Origin of the sequence: Methylobacterium sp. GC_Met_2 (assembly GCF_026540795.1) — a bacterium.
Classification (GTDB): Bacteria; Pseudomonadota; Alphaproteobacteria; order Rhizobiales; family Beijerinckiaceae; genus Methylobacterium.
This window is the reverse complement of the sequence record NZ_JALNUM010000029.1, coordinates 13,504-30,496: the sequence shown is the minus strand read 5'-3', so window position 1 is coordinate 30,496 and position 16,993 is coordinate 13,504. Positions and strand designations below refer to the sequence as shown.

12 protein-coding genes are annotated in these 16,993 nt (G+C 69.5%); 7 read left to right on the top strand and 5 right to left on the bottom strand.

Translation table 11 applies throughout. The annotated features are described in order from the left end of the window. Positions 1-6 precede the first annotated feature (6 nt). From OXS49_RS12605 to OXS49_RS12595, 3 genes are all read left to right on the top strand, one after another. Positions 7-3,147 carry an efflux RND transporter permease subunit gene (locus OXS49_RS12605; protein ID WP_244007168.1) on the top strand — a complete coding sequence of 1,047 codons (3,141 nt, stop codon included), beginning with the start codon at positions 7-9 and terminating at the stop codon, positions 3,145-3,147. A 75-nt stretch (positions 3,148-3,222) separates the two neighbouring features. Then, positions 3,223-3,780: a DUF4337 domain-containing protein gene (locus OXS49_RS12600; RefSeq protein ID WP_267424502.1), complete on the top strand. Its 558-nt coding sequence runs from the start codon at positions 3,223-3,225 to the stop codon at positions 3,778-3,780. Between the two features lie 121 nt (positions 3,781-3,901). Further along, a complete protein-coding gene (locus OXS49_RS12595; RefSeq protein ID WP_244007166.1) occupies positions 3,902-4,429 on the top strand; it encodes a phosphate-starvation-inducible PsiE family protein in 528 nt (175 codons plus the stop codon). 195 nt (positions 4,430-4,624) lie between these two features. Here OXS49_RS12595 and OXS49_RS12590 read toward each other — a convergent pair whose 3' ends face one another. Continuing rightward, positions 4,625-5,146, bottom strand: coding sequence for a TspO/MBR family protein (locus OXS49_RS12590; RefSeq protein ID WP_267424593.1), 522 nt, complete (start codon positions 5,144-5,146; stop codon positions 4,625-4,627). Between the two features lie 82 nt (positions 5,147-5,228). Between OXS49_RS12590 and OXS49_RS12585 the strand changes: the two genes are divergently transcribed. Then, on the top strand, positions 5,229-6,434 hold the full coding sequence (locus OXS49_RS12585; RefSeq protein WP_267424501.1) for an aminotransferase class V-fold PLP-dependent enzyme: 1,206 nt from the start codon (positions 5,229-5,231) through the stop codon (positions 6,432-6,434). Between the two features lie 40 nt (positions 6,435-6,474). On the opposite strand, the gene OXS49_RS12580 is transcribed toward OXS49_RS12585, so the two are convergent. Next, the gene (locus OXS49_RS12580; RefSeq protein ID WP_267424500.1) at positions 6,475-8,148 is read right to left on the bottom strand and encodes a methyl-accepting chemotaxis protein; all 1,674 of its coding nucleotides are present in this window, start codon (positions 8,146-8,148) and stop codon (positions 6,475-6,477) included. Positions 8,149-8,511: 363 nt separating this feature from the next. On the opposite strand from OXS49_RS12580, the gene OXS49_RS12575 reads away from it, so the two are divergent. The 3 genes from OXS49_RS12575 (at position 8,512) to OXS49_RS12565 (ending at position 11,349) form a co-directional block, all read left to right on the top strand. Beyond that, on the top strand, positions 8,512-8,976 hold the full coding sequence (locus tag OXS49_RS12575; RefSeq protein ID WP_267424499.1) for a hypothetical protein: 465 nt from the start codon (positions 8,512-8,514) through the stop codon (positions 8,974-8,976). A gap of 102 nt (positions 8,977-9,078) precedes the next feature. Then, complete coding sequence (locus tag OXS49_RS12570) at positions 9,079-10,008, top strand: AEC family transporter (RefSeq protein ID WP_267424592.1); 930 nt, start codon at positions 9,079-9,081, stop codon at positions 10,006-10,008. 111 nt (positions 10,009-10,119) lie between these two features. Continuing rightward, the gene (locus OXS49_RS12565) at positions 10,120-11,349 is read left to right on the top strand and encodes an acyl-CoA dehydrogenase (protein WP_244007162.1); all 1,230 of its coding nucleotides are present in this window, start codon (positions 10,120-10,122) and stop codon (positions 11,347-11,349) included. 217 nt (positions 11,350-11,566) lie between these two features. Here the strand turns inward: OXS49_RS12565 and OXS49_RS12560 are convergent, their stop codons facing one another. The 3 genes from OXS49_RS12560 to tcuA all read right to left on the bottom strand — a co-directional run bounded on the left by OXS49_RS12560 (position 11,567) and on the right by tcuA (position 16,949). Further along, positions 11,567-12,058 carry a VOC family protein gene (locus OXS49_RS12560; protein WP_267424498.1) on the bottom strand — a complete coding sequence of 164 codons (492 nt, stop codon included), beginning with the start codon at positions 12,056-12,058 and terminating at the stop codon, positions 11,567-11,569. 68 nt (positions 12,059-12,126) lie between these two features. Further along, positions 12,127-15,291 (bottom strand): double-strand break repair protein AddB, encoded by a 3,165-nt coding sequence (gene addB / locus OXS49_RS12555; RefSeq protein WP_267424497.1) that lies wholly within the window; start codon positions 15,289-15,291, stop codon positions 12,127-12,129. Between the two features lie 164 nt (positions 15,292-15,455). Next, positions 15,456-16,949: an FAD-dependent tricarballylate dehydrogenase TcuA gene (tcuA, locus tag OXS49_RS12550; RefSeq protein WP_244007159.1), complete on the bottom strand. Its 1,494-nt coding sequence runs from the start codon at positions 16,947-16,949 to the stop codon at positions 15,456-15,458. Between the last annotated feature and the right edge of the window lie 44 nt (positions 16,950-16,993).

The window sequence follows — 16,993 nt, the reverse complement described above, 5'->3', positions numbered from 1 at the left end:
CGATCCATGCGCCTCAACGTCTCCGCCTGGGCGATCCGCAAGCCGCTGCCCTCGGTGGTGCTGTTCCTCGTCCTGATGATCCTCGGGCTGGTGAGCTTCCGCGCCCTGCCGATCACCCGGTTCCCCAACATCGACATCCCGATCGTTTCGGTGACGATCACCCAATCGGGCGCCGCGCCGGCCGAGCTTCAGACCCAGGTCACCAAGTGGGTCGAGGACTCGATCGCGGGCGTGAAGGGCGTCAAGCACATCCTGTCGACCATCACGGAGGGCATCTCCACCACCACGATCGAGTTCCGCCTGGAGGTGAATCAGGATCGGGCGACCAACGACGTCAAGGACGCCATCGCCAAGATCCGCCAGAACCTGCCGCGGACCATCGACGAGCCGATCGTCTCGCGCGTCGAGATCGCCGGCCTGCCGATCATGGTCTACGGCGCCTCCGCGCCCGCCATGACGCCCGAGGATCTGTCGTGGTTCGTGGACGACGTGGTCGCCCGCGGCCTTCAGAGCGTGAAGGGCGTCGGCGGCGTCGAGCGCCTCGGCGGCGTCGCCCGCGAGATCCGCGTCACCCTGAAGCCCGACCGGCTGCTGGCGCTGGGCATCACTGCCGCGGACGTGAACCGCCAGCTCCGCCTGACCTCGGCCGACATGGCCGGCGGCCGGGCCGAGGTCGGCGGCCAGGAACAGTCGATCCGCGCGCTCGCCGCCTCGGGGAGCCTCGACACGCTGGCCAAGACCTCGATCGTCATGCCGGGCAACCGCAAGGTCCGCCTCGATGAGCTCGCGACCCTGTCGGACACCGCCGAGGAGCCCCGCACCTTCGCACGCTTCAACGGCGAGCCGGTGGTGGCCTTCGCGATCTCCCGGGCGAGCGGCGCCAGCGATGCCGTCGTCGCGGAGGGCGTGGCCAAGAAGATCGCGGCGCTCCACGCGGCGAACCCGAACATCCACTTCGATCTGATCGACACCAGCGTCGACAACACGATCGGCAACTACCACTCGGCCATGATGGGCCTGATCGAGGGCTCCCTCCTCGCGGTCGTGGTGGTGCTGCTGTTCCTGCGCGACTGGCGCGCCACGCTGATCGCCGCGGTGGCGCTGCCGCTCTCGGTGCTGCCGACCTTCTGGGTGATGAGCGCGCTGGGCTTCTCGCTGAATGCCGTCAGCCTGCTGGCGATCACGCTGGTCACCGGCATCCTGGTGGACGACGCGATCGTGGAGATCGAGAACATCGTCCGCCACATGCGGATGGGGAAATCGCCCTATCGGGCCGCCCTGGAGGCCGCCGACGAGATCGGGCTCGCGGTCATCGCCATCACGGCGACCATCATGGCGATCTTCTCGCCGGTCTCCTTCATGGGCGGCATCGCCGGCCAGTATTTCAAGCAGTTCGGCCTGACCATCGCGGCCGCCGTGTTCATGTCGCTGCTCGTGGCGCGGCTGATCACGCCGCTGCTGGCCGCCTATTTCCTGCGCGACCACGGGCCGGACCACGCGCGGGACGGCGTCGTGATGCGCGGCTACACCCGCCTCGTGGCGTGGTCGGTGCGGCACAAGTTCATCACGCTGGTGCTCGGCATCGCGTGCTTTGCCGCCTCCATCGCGTCGACGGGCCTGCTGCCCGCGGGCTTCCTGCCGGCGGAGGATCAGGCGCGCACGCTGTTCGTCATCGAATTGCCGCCCGGCGCGCGGCTGCCCGATACCGTCCGGGTCAGCGATCGGATCGAGGCGAAAATCCGGGCGCTGCCCGAGGTCAAGAGCGTATTCGTCGACGGCGGCCGGCAATTGCCCGGCAAGAAGGAGGTGCGGCTCGCGAGCCTCACCATCAACCTCACCCCGAAGAACACGCGGCACCGCACGCAGAAGCAGGTCGATGCCGAGGTCGCCGCGATCCTGCGTGAGGAGCCGGATCTCCGCTTCTGGGCCCTGCGCGAGAATGGGCAGCGCGACCTGGCGCTGATCATCGCGGGCCCCGACAAGGCGGTCGTCGCCGATGTCGCCGCGCGGCTCCAGCGCGAGGCGGCGCAGATCCCGCACCTCGTCAACGTCATGTCGACGGCGCCGCTCGACCGCACCGAGGTCCGGATCCGGCCGAAGCCCGCGGTCGCCGCCGATCTCGGCGTCTCTACCGACACGATCGCCGAGACGGTGCGGGTCGGCACGATCGGCGACATCGGCATGAACCTCGCCAAGTTCAACGCCACCGACCGGCAGATCCCGATCCGCGTGCAGCTCCCCGAGAGCCTGCGCGGCCGGCTCTCCGAGTTCGAGACGCTGAAGGTGCCGGTGAAGGGCGGGGCCGCCGTGCCGCTCGCCACCGTCGCCGATATCAGCCTCGGCCAGGGGCCGACCGGCATCGACCGCTACGACCGCGCGGTGCGCGTCGCCCTCGAAGGCGACATGCAGGGCACGGACGCGCTGGCCGAGCTGATCAGCCAGGTGATGAATCTCCCGGCCGCGAAGAACCTGCCGCCCGGGGTGACGATCAGCCAGACCGGCGACGCCGAGGTGATGGGCGAGGTCTTCGAAGGCTTCGCGCTGGCCATGGGCGCCGGCCTGATGATGGTGTTCGGCGTGCTGATCCTGCTGTTCGGCAACTTCCTGCAGCCGCTGACCATCCTGTTCTCGCTGCCGCTCTCCATCGGCGGCGCGATCCTGGCGCTGCTGATCTGCCACATGCCGATCTCGATGCCGGTGGTGATCGGCATCCTGATGCTGATGGGCGTGGTCACCAAGAACGCCATCATGCTGGTGGATTTCGCCGTGGAGCAGATCCGCGCCGGGGTCGATCGCAACGAGGCGATCGTCGATGCCGGCCGCAAGCGCGCCCGGCCGATCGTGATGACCACGATCGCCATGGCGGCCGGGATGGTGCCCTCCGCGCTGGCCTACGGGATCGGCGGCGAGTTCCGCGCGCCGATGGCGGTGGCGGTGATCGGCGGGCTGATCGTCTCGACGGTGCTGTCGCTGGTCTTCGTGCCGGCGATCTTCGTGCTGATGGACGATCTCTCGCGCCTGCTGAAGCGGCTGTTCGGCCGCTTCGTGGGCGAGCGGGACGATCCGGAGGATGCAATGGCGTTCGATCCGGCGCATCCGGCCAATGACGGGCGTCCCGCTCCGACGCCGCGGATCGCCGCGGAATAAGGCGATCCGCATTGCGCACCGCGCCGCGATGCGCTGTGACTCCCGCCGACGAATCGAGCACGGAACGGGGTAGCGATGTCGGGTGGTCACGGGGCGGTCGAGGGATCGAACAAGCGCGTGGCGCTGCTGATCTCGGTCCTGGCGCTGTTCCTCGCCTTCAGCGAGACGCTGGGCAAGGCGTCGCAGACGGAGTCGATCGGCGCCAACGTCGAGGCTGCCAATCAATGGGCCTATTTCCAGGCCCGCACGATCCGTTCGACCGTGCTCAAGACCGCCGACGAGGCCCTGGCGCTCGTGCCACCCGGTCCGAATCAGGATGCGATCGCGGCCAAGCTCGCCGAATGGGCCAAGACCCTGGCGCGCTGGGATTCCGAGCCGACGACCGGCGAGGGTCGCAAGGAACTCTCCGAGAAGGCCAAGGCCTCCGAGGGCCGGCGTGATCTCGCCTTGCTGCGCTACCACCACTACGAACTCGCCTCCGCGGCGTTCCAGATCGGCATCGTGCTGGCCTCCGCGGAGGTGATTACCGGGATCGCGATCCTGGTCTTCGCCGGCGGCTTCCTGGGGCTGGCCGGCGCGGCGCTCCTGGGCTTCGGCTATCTCGCGCCGCACGCGCTGCCGTTCTTCCACTGAACACCGACCACCCGGAACGGCGGCCCGACGCCGTGAACGATCACGATTGATCCGTCCGACACCGACGCACTGGACGCCCGCGCCAGAAGCTTATGTTGTCGGCATCTTCCAGGGGGGAACGATGTCAGACCATTCCGAAGGCCAAGGTCGACTGACGCGCGCCGCCAGCGCGATCTTCCTGCACACCGAACACGCGATCTACGCGGCGCTCGGGCTCCTGCTGGCGCTCACGGCCCTGGTCGCGCTGATCGACGCCGCGGGTCTGACCTGGGAAGCCCTGCGCGCGCTCGGCGGCGCACAGCAGATCCTGGAGGTGGTCGACCGGCTGCTGTTCCTGCTGATGCTGATCGAGATCCTGCATACGGTGCGGGTCTCGATGCAGTCGGGCACGCTGACCTGCGAACCGTTCCTGATCGTCGGGCTGATCGCCTCGATCCGGCGGGTTCTGGTGATCACCCTGCAATCCTCGGAGATCATGCACGCCAAGGATTGGTCCCCCGAAAAGCAGGCGCTGTTCCAGGCCTCGATGATCGAGCTGGGCGTACTGGCCGGGCTGATCCTCACGATGGTGTTCGCGATCTTCCTGCTCCACCGCGCCCGGGACGACGGCCGGCCGGCCGGCGAGGAGAAGCCGAGCGGCGAATCCTGACCGCATCGCGGCTCGGCGGCAAAGCAGAGCCGCACGTGCTCGGCTCGAGTCCAAGAGCCTCGTCTGGCTCGATACTCTGGCGATCGCACGGAAGCTGCAGGCGGACGGGTTTTCCGACGTCCAGGCCGACGCGGTTGGTCGGCGCAATCGTAGCGGTGACCAAGGGGCTGCACCGATCAGGCGCGCAGGAATCGCTCAGTTCATACGCAGGATCGCAGCGTTGAGCAGCGTCGCGAAGGCGACCCAGACGGCGTAGGGCACGAGGAGCCAGGCCGCCAGCCGGTCGAACCGCCACGTCAGCCGGATGGTCCAGAGCACCATCACCAGCAGCATCGCCACCACGACAAGCCCGGCGCCGATCGCGTGGGCGGAGAAGAAGACCGGCGTCCACGCGGCGTTGAGCGCGATCTGGACCAGGAAGGCCGCGAGCGCCAGCCACCAGCCCATGCGGCTCGGCCCGGTGCGCGGCATCGCGCCGAGCAGCCGCCAGAGCGCGATTGCGATCATCGTGTAGAGGATCGTCCAGGCCACCGGGAAAACCCAGTCCGGCGGGTTGAACACCGGCTTGTTCAGGCTCGCGTACCAGCCGGGAATCTCGGCCTGGGTCGAGACCGAGCCGATCGCCGCGGTCGCCGCGATCGGCAGGATCGCCGCCGCGAGCCGGAGCCAGCGCGGTAGGGCGGAGCCTTCGGGGACCTGTGTGGCGGCGGCTGTCATCGTGATGGTCTCCGGGGCGTGCGGCTTGTCGGGGGCGGCGGCCCATGGCACGCGCCCCTCTCCATCCGCCGAGAATCGCCAGATGACACAGCCTTACGCGCCGCAGACACCGACGGATACACGGCGCGACGGAACGCCGGCTTTCGCGCGAAAGAGCCTTGCCGCCCAGGCGATGGGCCGGATCGAACCCGAGACCCGGGCCGTGGTGATGCCGCTCCACGTCGCAACGACCTTCATCCGCGACCCCGACAATGGCTACAGCTCGGGCTACTGCTACGCCCGGCCCGACAACGCCACGGTGCGCGAGGCCGAATCCGTCCTGGCGATGCTGGAGGGGGCCGAAGCCGGCGCCCTGCTGTTCGGTTCCGGAATGGCGGCGGCGACCGCGGTGTTCGGCGCCCTCGAACCGGGCGACCATGTCGTCGCCGGCACCGTCATGTACTGGGCGCTGAAGCGCTGGCTACGCGAGGAGGCGCCCCGGCGCGGGCTGAGCCTGACCTTCGTGGACACGGACGATACCGAGGCGCTGCGCAGCGCGGTGCAGCCGGGAGAGACCAAGTTGGTCTGGATCGAGACCCCCGGCAACCCGCTCTGGACGGTCACCGACATTGCGGCGGCCGCGGAGATCGCCCACGCTGCCGGAGCGCGGCTCGCGGTCGATTCCACCGCCGCCTCGCCGGTCCACACGCGCCCGCTCGAACTCGGCGCCGATATCGTGATGCATTCGGCCACCAAGATCCTCAACGGTCATTCCGACGTCGTCGCGGGCGTGCTGGCGGGTGCGCGGGACGACGCGTTCTGGGCGCGGATCCGCGGGATCCGCGCGGGCAGCGGCGGGATCCTGGGGCCGTTCGAGGCCTACCTGCTGATGCGCTCGCTGCGCACCCTGCACCTGCGGGCGGCGGCGCAGTCCGCCGGCGCCCTCCGGCTGGCCGAACGCCTGCGCGGGCATCCGCGCGTGACCCACGTCCTCTATCCGGGCTTGGCCGACGATCCCGGGCATGCGGTCGCCCGACGCCAGATGCGGGACGGGTTCGGCTTCATGCTGTCGATCCGGGTCGCGGGTGGCGAGGCCGGTGCCATCGCGACGGCGGCGCACGTGCGGCTGTGGAAGCGCGCCACCTCGCTCGGAGGCGTCGAGAGCCTGATCGAGCATCGCGCCTCGGTGGAGGGTCCGGGCAGCCCCTGCCCGCCGGACCTGCTGCGCCTGTCCACCGGCATCGAGGATACGGACGACCTGTACGCGGATCTGGATCAGGCGCTGCGCGCGAGTCACACGGCGCTCTGACCAGTCCGTGTCGCGGAACTACGCGCGGCGGCTCGCTCGCTCAGGCAGCCTTCACGCTGCCGAGGAACGTGCCGACTTCCTGCGTCAGACTTTCGGAATGCCGCGACAGGCCCTGCGCCGCACTCAGAACCTGGGCGGCGGCCTCGCCGGTCCGGCTCGCTCCCGTGCGGACACCCGCGATGTTCCGGGTCACGTCCTCTGTGCCGCGGGACGCCTCCTGCACGTTGCGGGTGATCTCCCGGGTCGCCGCGCCCTGCTCATCCATCGCTGCGGCGACAGCCGTCGCGTAGCGCGACATCTCGCCGATGATCCGGCTGATCGCCGCGATCTCAACGACCGCCTCGTCGGTGGCGCTCTGGATCTCGCCGATCCGCTCACCGATCTCACCGGTGGCCTTCGCGGTCTGCTCGGCCAGTTCCTTGACCTCGCCGGCGACCACCGCGAAGCCCCGCCCGGCGTCCCCCGCCCGCGCCGCCTCGATCGTCGCGTTCAGCGCCAGCAGGTTGGTCTGGCTGGCGATGTTGGCGATCACGTCCACGAAGGTGGCGATGCGGCCAGCCGTGGAGGCCAGGCGGCGGACCGTGGCGCCGCTGCGCGTCGCGCCCTCGACCGCCTGTTCGGCGATCTGCGCCGAGTGGGTCACCTGCTCGACGATCTCCTGCACGGAGGCTGCCATCTCCTCGGTCGCGGATGCCACGGTCTGCATGTTGCCGGAGGTTTGCTCGGCAGCGCCGGCGACCGTCACGGCCTGCTGGGTGGCTTGGTCCGCCACGCCCGTCATGGTCCGGGCGGTGACCTCCATGTCGCCAGCCGCTTCCGCCAAGCTCAGGGTCAAGGCCGAAATCGTATCCTCGAAGCGTGAGGTGATCTGATCGAGCAAAGCGGCGCGGCGTGTCTTGGCTTCGGTCTCGACGGCGGCGGCTTCGTCGGTCGCCTGTTTGGCCACCATCGCATCCTTGAAGATCTGCACGGACCGGATCATCGCGCCGACCTCATCCCGCCGTTCGCCTCCGGTGACGGTCGCGGTCAGATCACCGGCGGCCAGCCGGCCCATCAGGGCAGTGGTGTGATCGAGGGGACGGATCACGCGGATCAACACGGTGCGCAGGCCGAACAGAAGGGCCAGGCCCGCGGCCACCAGGAAAGCGATCAGGATCAGTCTGGCCTGAGACGCCGCCTCCCGCGCATCCTCGTACTCGGCGCGCGTCGCCCGGAGTTGCAGGTCCGTCAGCTTCGACAGGGCCGCGACGGTCGGCGCCATCATCTGGTTGAGGCCGAGATGCGCCGTGCTGTAGCCGTCGAGGTTTCCTGCCCGGAGCCGCTCCAGGATTCCGGCAACGATCGCCGCGTTCCGATCGATCTGCGCCTGCATGTCGGCCGCCAGCCGCTTCTCCTCCGGCGTGAGCTTGGTTGCGAGATAAGCCGCCCATTGCTGGTTGAGGTTGGCCAAGCCGGCCTCGATGCGGCCCGCGGCCTCGTGGGGCTTGGCAGCCTGTTCCCGCACCTCGCGCGAGGCGTCGACGATCCGGTCGTAGTCCTCGCGGATGCCCAGAAACTGGCTGAGCGGCACCACGCGATCCTCGTACGCCGACCGGAGACTGTCGTTGCTGCCGGACAGGGCCAGCTGACCGATCACGACGGAAGCCAGCAGGAGGGTTCCGAGCAGGGTCAGCAGAACAATCAGTCGCCCTTTGATCGTATCGACCCTCATCATGTTCGCTCCCCCGACATAGACGTGATGCCATAGGGCCATACCGACCTGATTTCTAGTTTTTACAACATTCAAGCTGATATTTTATTGCGTGCTGTCTTGGTGATCACGCCATCACGCCACGCGAACCCAATATCAGTTTACTAATATCTATATTGTAAGCCCAAACGAGTATTTGTACATCTGGCATCTCCAGCGGACGGCAGCCGGGTCAGAGGGACTGTATCGCCCAATTCAGGCGCCCCCGAAGGGTGACACGGAGATCCGCGCGGCGCCGTTGCCGCTGGCGGGTGCCGAAAGGCAGATTGGCGCGTTCTGACCGGGTAGCCTTCCGCGGGCCTCCCTCTCTCGCGAGTCACGACCACCATGAAGCCGACGTCCTCCGCCCTTGCCGCCCTCCTGCTCGGCGTCATCGCCGGACCTGCCCGAGCCGACGCTGTTCCGGATCTTGATGTCGAGCAAACCTGCCGTTCGGCGCAGGTCGCCAACACGTCGATCAGCGATCAGGCCAATTACGACGGCTGCCTCCGCTCGGAGCGGGAGGCCAAGAAGGAGGCCGCTCGGCACTGGGACAACTACACCCCGGCGGCCAAGCGGCAGTGCCAGAACCAGTTCAAGGCGGGCGGCTACCCCTCCTACGTCGAGATGGTGACCTGCCTCGAACTCGCCTCGGGCACGGTCCCGACCCAGAGCAACGACGGCGGCGCGGCCGTCGGCGGCCCCGGGTCGCCGCGGGACGTGAAGGCGCAGCGGGAAGGCGGCGCCAACCTCACCAAGGAGCCCCCGGCGAGCCAGCGCACGAACCCCATGAAGGTGCTGGACGGCAAGTAGGCCGGCGGCCAGCCGCCGGCGTATGTCCTAGGCGCCGGCGCGCGAGCCGGCGAACGCGTGCTATGGGCCGAAGTCCAGCCCCTCAACACGCCGCCCGGATCCGTGAACGCCCTCGCCATCATCGCTCCGATCTTCGGGATCGTCCTGATCGGCTGGATCGCGGCGCTCGCGGGACTGCTCTCCGACAAGGTCAGCGAGGGCCTGTCGGAATACGTCTTCGCGGTCGCCGTGCCGGCACTGATCATCGCGACGCTGACGAAGCCGGGCATGAGCGGCACCGTGGCGTGGTCCTACTGGGTCTCGTATTTCGGCGGTGCCGGCCTGTCGTGGTTCGTCGGCACGCTGATCGCCCGGCGGCGCGCCGGGATCGAGCGGCGGGGCGCGATCCTGCACGGCTTCGCGGCGAGCCAATCGAACACCGTGTTCGTCGGCGTGCCGATGATCCTCCAGGCCTACGGCGAGGACGGCGCGTTCCCGCTGTTCATGCTGCTCGCCGTCCATCTGCCGCTGATGATGGGCAGCGCAACCTTCCTGATCGAGTCCGATTCCGGCCTGCCGATCCTGGCGCGGATCCGGGGCCTCGCCCTGGTGCTGCTGAAGAACCCGATCTTCGTGGCGCTCCTCGTCGGCATGGCCATGAAGAGCCTGGGTGTCACCCCCGCCGGGATGGTCCGATCCCTGATCGATGCCTTCGCGGGCACCGCCTCGACCTGCGCGCTGGTGGCACTCGGCGCCGGGCTGAAGCGCTACCGGGTTCTGTTCGATCTCAAGGGCGCGCTGGTGATCGCGCTGCTGAAGACTATTCTACACCCGCTGGCGGTGTGGGTCCTGGCCTTCCACGTCTTCAACATGCCTCCGGCCTATGCCGGGGTCGCCACGCTGTTCGCCGCCATGCCGGTGGGGATCAACGCCTACCTGCTGGCGGCCCGCTACCGGACCGAGACCGGAATGGTGGCGGCCTCCGTGCTGGTGTCCACCCTGCTGGCGCCGCTCACGACCCTGGCCTGGTTGAGGCTCCTCGGCCGGGCGTGACGACGGCGCCCCGGCGTCACCGCGCGCGTTGGACGACGGCCGGTGCGGGTCTACTGTGTCGCCAAGCGCGAGCCCGCGAGGCTCCACGCAACCCTGCAGGCGAGGATCCCCATGAACGCTCCGATGCGCCCCCCGGGCAGCGCCTCCCCCTCGGCCCCGGCCTCGGCGGCCTTCGTCTGGGACGATCCCTTCCTGCTGGAGGACCAGCTCACCGAGGATGAGCGGGCGATCCGCGACGTCGCCCAGAGCTTCGCGCAGGAGCAGCTCCTGCCCGGGATCGTCGAGGCCTACGCCACCGAGAAGACCGATCCGGGCCTGTTCCGGAAGATGGGTGAACTCGGCCTGCTGGGCGTCACCCTGCCGGAGGAATACGGCTGCGCGGGCGCCTCCTACGTGGCCTACGGCCTCGTCGCGCGGGCGGTCGAGGCGGTGGATTCCGGCTACCGCTCGATGATGAGCGTGCAATCCTCCCTCGTAATGTACCCGATCCACGCCTACGGCTCGGAGGCGCAGCGCCAGAAATTCCTGCCGAAGCTCGCCTCGGGCGAGTGGATCGGCTGCTTCGGCCTGACCGAGCCCGATGCCGGCTCGGACCCGGCCGGCATGAAGACCAAGGCGGAGACAATCGACGGTGGCTACCGGATCTCGGGGGCCAAGATGTGGATCTCGAACGCGCCCTTCGCGGACGTGTTCGTCGTCTGGGCGAAGTCCGAGGCCCATGAGGGCGCGATCCGCGGCTTCATCCTGGAGAAGGGCATGAAGGGCCTGTCCACCCCGACCCTCAAGGGCAAGCTCAGCTTACGCGCCTCCACCACCGGCGAGATCGTCATGGAGGGGGTCGAGGTCGGCGCGGACGCGCTGCTGCCCAACGTCTCCGGGCTGAAGGGGCCGTTCGGCTGCCTCAACCGGGCGCGCTACGGCATCTCCTGGGGCGCGATGGGCGCCGCCGAGGATTGCTGGCATCGGGCGCGCAGCTACACGCTGGAGCGCAAGCAGTTCGGCCGGCCCCTGGCGCAGACGCAGTTGGTCCAAAAGAAGCTCGCCGACATGCAGACCGAGATCGCGCTGGGCCTCCAGGCGTCGCTCCGGGTCGGCCGGCTGATGGACGCGGGCAAGATGGCCCCGGAGATGATCTCACTGATCAAGCGCAACAATTGCGGCAAGGCGCTCGACATCGCCCGCACGGCCCGCGACATGCACGGTGGCAACGGCATCATGGGCGAGTATCACGTGATGCGCCACGCCCAGAACCTCGAGACGGTCAACACCTACGAGGGCACGCACGACGTCCACGCGCTGATCCTGGGGCGGGCGCAGACGGGGTTGCAGGCGTTTTTCTGAGGGGGTGACGGGTCGTTCTTTCGCTGCGGGTACGATTGTTCACGCATCGCCGGTTCAGACGCGCGCTCCTCCCCTTGCGGCTACGATCTTCAAACGTCTCTCTTTGGAAAGCAGACGCGCCAACTCCGCGCGTCTGCTTTCCGACCAAAATGTGTGAATCCGGTAGCCCCTTGCGGGGAGGGGAAAAATGCCGGCCGGGTTTGCTGGCGCGAACGCCTCAACCGTCTGCCGGAGCGCGAATGCCCAGATTCTCAGCGAGGCGGACGAGATACCCGTCCGGATCCTGCACGAGGCATTCCCGCTGGCCGTGTTCCACGTCTCCGACCCGATACCAAGCCGCGCTCGGCGCCTCGAACAGCGGCCAGCCCGCTGCTTCGAGCGCAGCGAGGACCGGATCCAGCGGCTCGATCATCGTCTGCAGATTCATGCCCCGGCCAAGCGGATAGTCCAGCGCGGCGGCTTCCCAGCTGCCGTTGCGTTGGCACAGCATGATCTGCGCGGCGCCGCGCGTCAGGAAGGCGAAGCGCGCGGCCGGGCGATCGTACGCGACCGCGAAGCCGAGCAATCCGCACCAGAAGCGCAGGCTCGCATCGAGATCGGTCACGGACAGCTCCGGCACAAGCGCTCCGATGCCACCCTGCGGCGCACCGCCCGAGCCGGGGGATCGCGCCCGAGCGGCCGGATCGGTCAGGGTTTTCACGTCAGACATCGGACCGCTCCGGAACGGCCGCATCGGGGGCCGAACGCGATCCTACCGCGATTCGCCGCCATGTCGGCTCATTCCCCGCCCTCATCCCCGGCGAGCGACCATTCCAGCACCCGGGCGAGATGGTCGTAGGACCCGTACTGGCTCGCGTATTGCGGATAGGGCCGGGCCGTGTAGGCCGCCTCCCCGGTCATGAACCGCGCGATCAGGCCCCGCAGCCGCTCGGCATGCTCGGCGACGATCGCGGCGACGTCGCGCGTCTCGCCCCGGGGCGGCTTGACCGGCAGCGGCAGGAACGGTTTCCGGCCGCCCGAGGCGTGGATGTAGAGCAGGTCGGGCGGCGCCTTGACCTTCGGCAGATCCGCGAAGGCACCGTGCATCAGCATCGCCGCCTCCAGGGTCAGCTGCGGCGAGAACCCCGAAAAGATCATCTTCGCCGAGGGCGGGGCACCGGTCTTGTAGTCGACGATGCAGGCGCTGCCGTCCGGGCGCAGCTCGATCCGGTCGGCCCGCGCGCGCAGCGTGAAGCTCTCGCGGCCCATCGGGATCACCCAGCGGCCCGACACCTCCGGATGGATCTGGCTCAGGCCGGGCCGGCGCTGCGCCTCCCAGTCCAGATAGGCGCCGGCCATACGCTGGTAGCGCGGCCACCACTCGGCGTAGAGGTTCGGGTACTCCGCCTCGATCTCCGCGAAGGCGTTCAATGCGAGATCGAACAGCCGCTCCGTGGCATCCCGGGGTAGGTCCCGCGGATGGCGGCGGGCGAACTCGGCGAAGACCTCGTGCACCAGGGAGCCGCGGGTGGCGACGCCCGGCGCCGCCGCCAGCGGGTCCAGGGGATCGAGCCCGAGGACGTGGCGGGCGAAGATGCTGTAGGGGTCGCGCACCAGCGTCTCGATCTCGGTGACGCTGAGCGAGCGCGGGAACAGGGCCGGATCCGGCTTGGGCGCGGGCCGCTTCAGCCGCGGCTGCGGCGGGGCGGCGTCGAGCCGGGCGGCGAGGCCGGCAAGACGGCGGCCCGCCACGAGCACCGCGTCCCAGTTCGTATCCCCGGCCAGCGCGCGCAAACGCTGGATCAGCCGCGACGGCACGGTCGGCGCGCCCTCGCGCTTCAGCGCCCGCGTGATCACCGCGTCCCGGCAGCCTAGCGCCTGCACGAAGTCGTGCGCCATCTGGCCGATCCGCCGCTCGGGCGGGTTGAGGCCGACCCGCTCGCGCATCGGCCGGTTGAGGAACGCATCGGTCAGGGTGCGCACCGGCCAGACGCCCTCGTCGAGGCCGCCGAGCACCACCCGGTCCACCGAGAGCAGGCGCGCCTCCAGCAGGCCGAGGATGCGCAGCCGCGGATGCGGCGCCTCGCCCGAACAGGCGACCACCCGCTCCCGGGCGAGCGACGTGAAGAAGGTCGCGTAATCGTCGAACCGACCAGGCATCAGGCCGGGCTCGGCCAGTTCCAGGTCGTCGAACAGGGCGTCGAGGCAGGACAGGGAGCCGTCCGACTCGGCCTCGGGGGCGTCCTCCGGCCCGGAAACCAGACGGTCGCAGGCCTCCCGGTGGCGGGCGGCCGTGGTCACCAGATCGCAATCCTCCGCGCCGTCCGGCCCCGGGAAATCCTGGAACACGTGGTCGAGCCGATCGAGCAGGTCGGCGGCGAGGTCCCAGTCGATGTCCTTGAGGCGTCGCTTGGCCCGGGGCCGGTGCTCCGGCGGCCCGGCGCGCTCCGCGGCGAGCGCATTGCGCAACCCCGAAAAGCCCGGCGCCGGGACCGGGCCGCGCAACAGGCCGATCTCCAGGGCCGCCGTGCCCCGGACCACGTCGGCGCGCGGCAGGCCGAGCTGGGCCATCGGATGCGAGAGCAGCGCGATCAGGCGGGCCGGGATCGCGTCCGCCTGCTCGCGGGCAAGGTCGGCGGCGAGTTCGGCGGCCAGCCGCGCCAGACGTCCGGCCGGGCTTCCGGCCAGCGCCAGGCCCGCCGAATCCTCCGCCACGATGCCCCAGCGCAGCAATTCCACAGCCACCCGACCGGCGAGCCCCCGGTCCGGTGTGACCAGGGCCGCGGTGGCGCCGGGCGTCTGGAGGGCCTCGCGCAGCGCCACGGCCGCGATCAGCGCCTCTTCCCGCTCGTCGGCGGCCTCGACCAGCGCCAGCCCGTCGAGGCCGAGGCGGGCGGTGGTGTCGCGCTCGGACGGGTCGAGCGCCGCCCAGGCGTCCGTGGTGTCGGCCGGCCGCAGCGCCTGCGACAGCAGGGCGGCCCGGGCCACCTGCCCGGGATCGGGTTCGCCGAGGGCGACGATCTCGCTGCGGGCGAGGTTCAGATTGTCCGGCCCAAGCAGCCGGTGCGGCACCGCCTGCGGGTGGCCGTGGGCGATGATCCGCGAGAACCCCTCGCCGGTGTCGATACCGTCCCAGCCGGCCGCGTCGAGATCGAGGTCGAGACCGGGCAGCACTACGGCACCGCGGGGCAGCTTCGCCACGGCGGCGATCAACCGGGCGGTGGCGGGGACAGAACCCAGCGACCCGGCCACGATCACCGGATCCTGCGTGCCGCCGCGCGACAGGCGCCGCTCTTCCGCCAGGATAAGGCCGCGGGCACGCGCGACGGGATCGGCGAGTCCCCGCTCGGCGAGCAGCCTCGGCCAGTTCTCGGCGGCGATCTTCACGAAATCGAGGGTCAGGCCGAAATAGCGGGAATACTCGGCCTCCACGGCGGCGCCGATCTCCGACCAGGGCAGACCCTCGACGGTGAGTGCGTCCATCAGCCGTTCGAGGTCGCCCGCGAGACCGATGGCGTCGGCCGGGGAGGACGGGACGAGGAACGGCACCTCGGCGTCCAACGGCAGGAGGGTGCGATCCACCGTCCTGGCCCAGGCCTGGACGAGGCGGGCGAGGATCAGCCGGCGCTCCAGCGGGGCCATCGGGGCGCTGAGCGGGTCGGCATTCGCCTCCAGCAGCGGCTCGGCGGCGAGGTCGAGTTCCGCTTCGTCGGCCTCGCCGAGCGGGATCATCCTGGGCAGCAGGGTGGCCTGGCCGGGGGCATCGCGGCCGAGCCTTTCGGCCAGGATGGCGGACAGCGCCCGGGTGGCGCGGCGGGTCGGCAGGTAGAGGGTGACGGCAGCCAGCGCCAGCGGATCGTCCGCCACCGGCCCGACGAGCCGGCCGGACAGCAGCGCCTCGGCCAGCGTCGGCAGGAACGGGACGCCGCGGGTGATGGTGAAGACGGCCTGTCGAGCGGGCATGCCCGGGGTTCTACGCCCACGGCGAGGCTACGGACAGGGGGCGATGGGGGATGAGGTGAGGAATCAAGGCGCTTAGCCGGAGCATGTCCGGACGGAACGTCGCCGCCGCGCCCCCTCCCCCGCAAAGGGCAGAGGGAGAGCGTCGCGATCTTATTGGGACGCTTTCAGCTCTTGGCTGCCGCCGCGCCATACCCCGCACGCCGGCCGAACACCACGCCCGAGGTCAGCCCCGAGCCGCCCGGATAGCCGTTGAAGAAGACACCGCCCACCATCTCGCCGCAGGCGTAGAGGCCGTGAATGGCGCTGCCGTCCTCCCGCTTCACGCCACCGTCGTCGCCGACCTCGACGCCGCCGTAGGTGAAGGTGATGCCGCCGGTCACCGGATAGGCCTTGAACGGCCCGGTCTCGATCGTCTGAGCCCAGTTCGACTTCGGCAGCGCGAGTCCCTTCGTGCCCCGCCCGTCCTTCACGGTCGGGTCGAACGGCATCGCCTGGTCCACGGCGGCGTTGAACGCCGCGACCGTCCGCTTCGCCCCATCCCTGTCGATGCCGTCGAGCATGTCGAGGAGCCCGTCCAGCGTCTCGGATTCGACGAAATGCGCGTCGTGGAACCGGTACTCGCTGTAGAGCAAGTGATCGACCTTGGCGTCGAAGATCTGCCACGCCACGTGGCCGGGCTGTTCCATGATGGCGCGGCCGAACTGGGCGTAGGTGTAATTGCGAAAGTCCTTGCCCTCGTCGACGAACCGCGCGCCGTTCGCGTTGAGCATCAGCCCCAGGAAGTAGCAGATCTTCCGGTAGTGCTTGCGCTCACCGTGGGGCAGGTCGAGGTTGCCGTAATCCGGAGTGTGCAAATCCATCGGCGTGGCGTGGCAGCCGCCATAGAATCCGTGCGCCTTCGCGCCCAGCGCCAGCGCCATCTCCAGCCCATCGCCCTGATTGTGCGGTGTGCCGCGGACCCGGGCCTTGTCCCAGCCCTCGCCGATGTAGCGTGTCCGCAGCGCGGCGTTCGACTCGAAGCCGCCGCAGGCCAGCACAACCGCTCTCGCGCGGACGTCACCCTGCGGTGTCTGCACGCCGACGACCCGCCCATCCTCGGCGATCAACCCCGTGGCCGGGCAGCCATAGCGGATCTCGCCGCCGGCTTTGGCGAAGGCCTCAAGCTCCGCCCGGGCAAGGCCAAAACCCTCATCGTGCGTGGCCAGCGTCAGGCCGCCCCAGAACACGAAGCGGCCGTCCTTTTCGAAGGACTGGCGGGAATAGATCGGCTCGAACTTCACACCCTGCGTGCCGAGCCAGCGCAACGCTGCGCCACTCTCGTCGATCAGGATGCGCTGCTCGCGCGAGAGCGGCCGCCCATCGTTGAAGCCGAGGAGATCCCGCTCGAACGTTTCAGCCGTGTAGGCGCCGAAATCGGTGCGCGGCAGGCGGGGATCCTCCGGATCGGCCAGCAGCGGGATCAGATCGTCGTTGCCCTCGTACACGAAGCGCATGGCACCGGCCGTGTAGGCCGTATTGCCACCCGCCAGATCCTGCTCGGCCTTCTCGATCATCAGCACCGAGGCGCCGCGCTCAAGGGCCGCGAGGCCGGCGCTCATGGCGGCATTGCCCGAGCCGACCACCACCACATCCCATTGCGCATCGCCCGCGTGCTGCATCGCCGTCTCCCCGCCGCTCATCCTCGATGACGCGATTGTATACT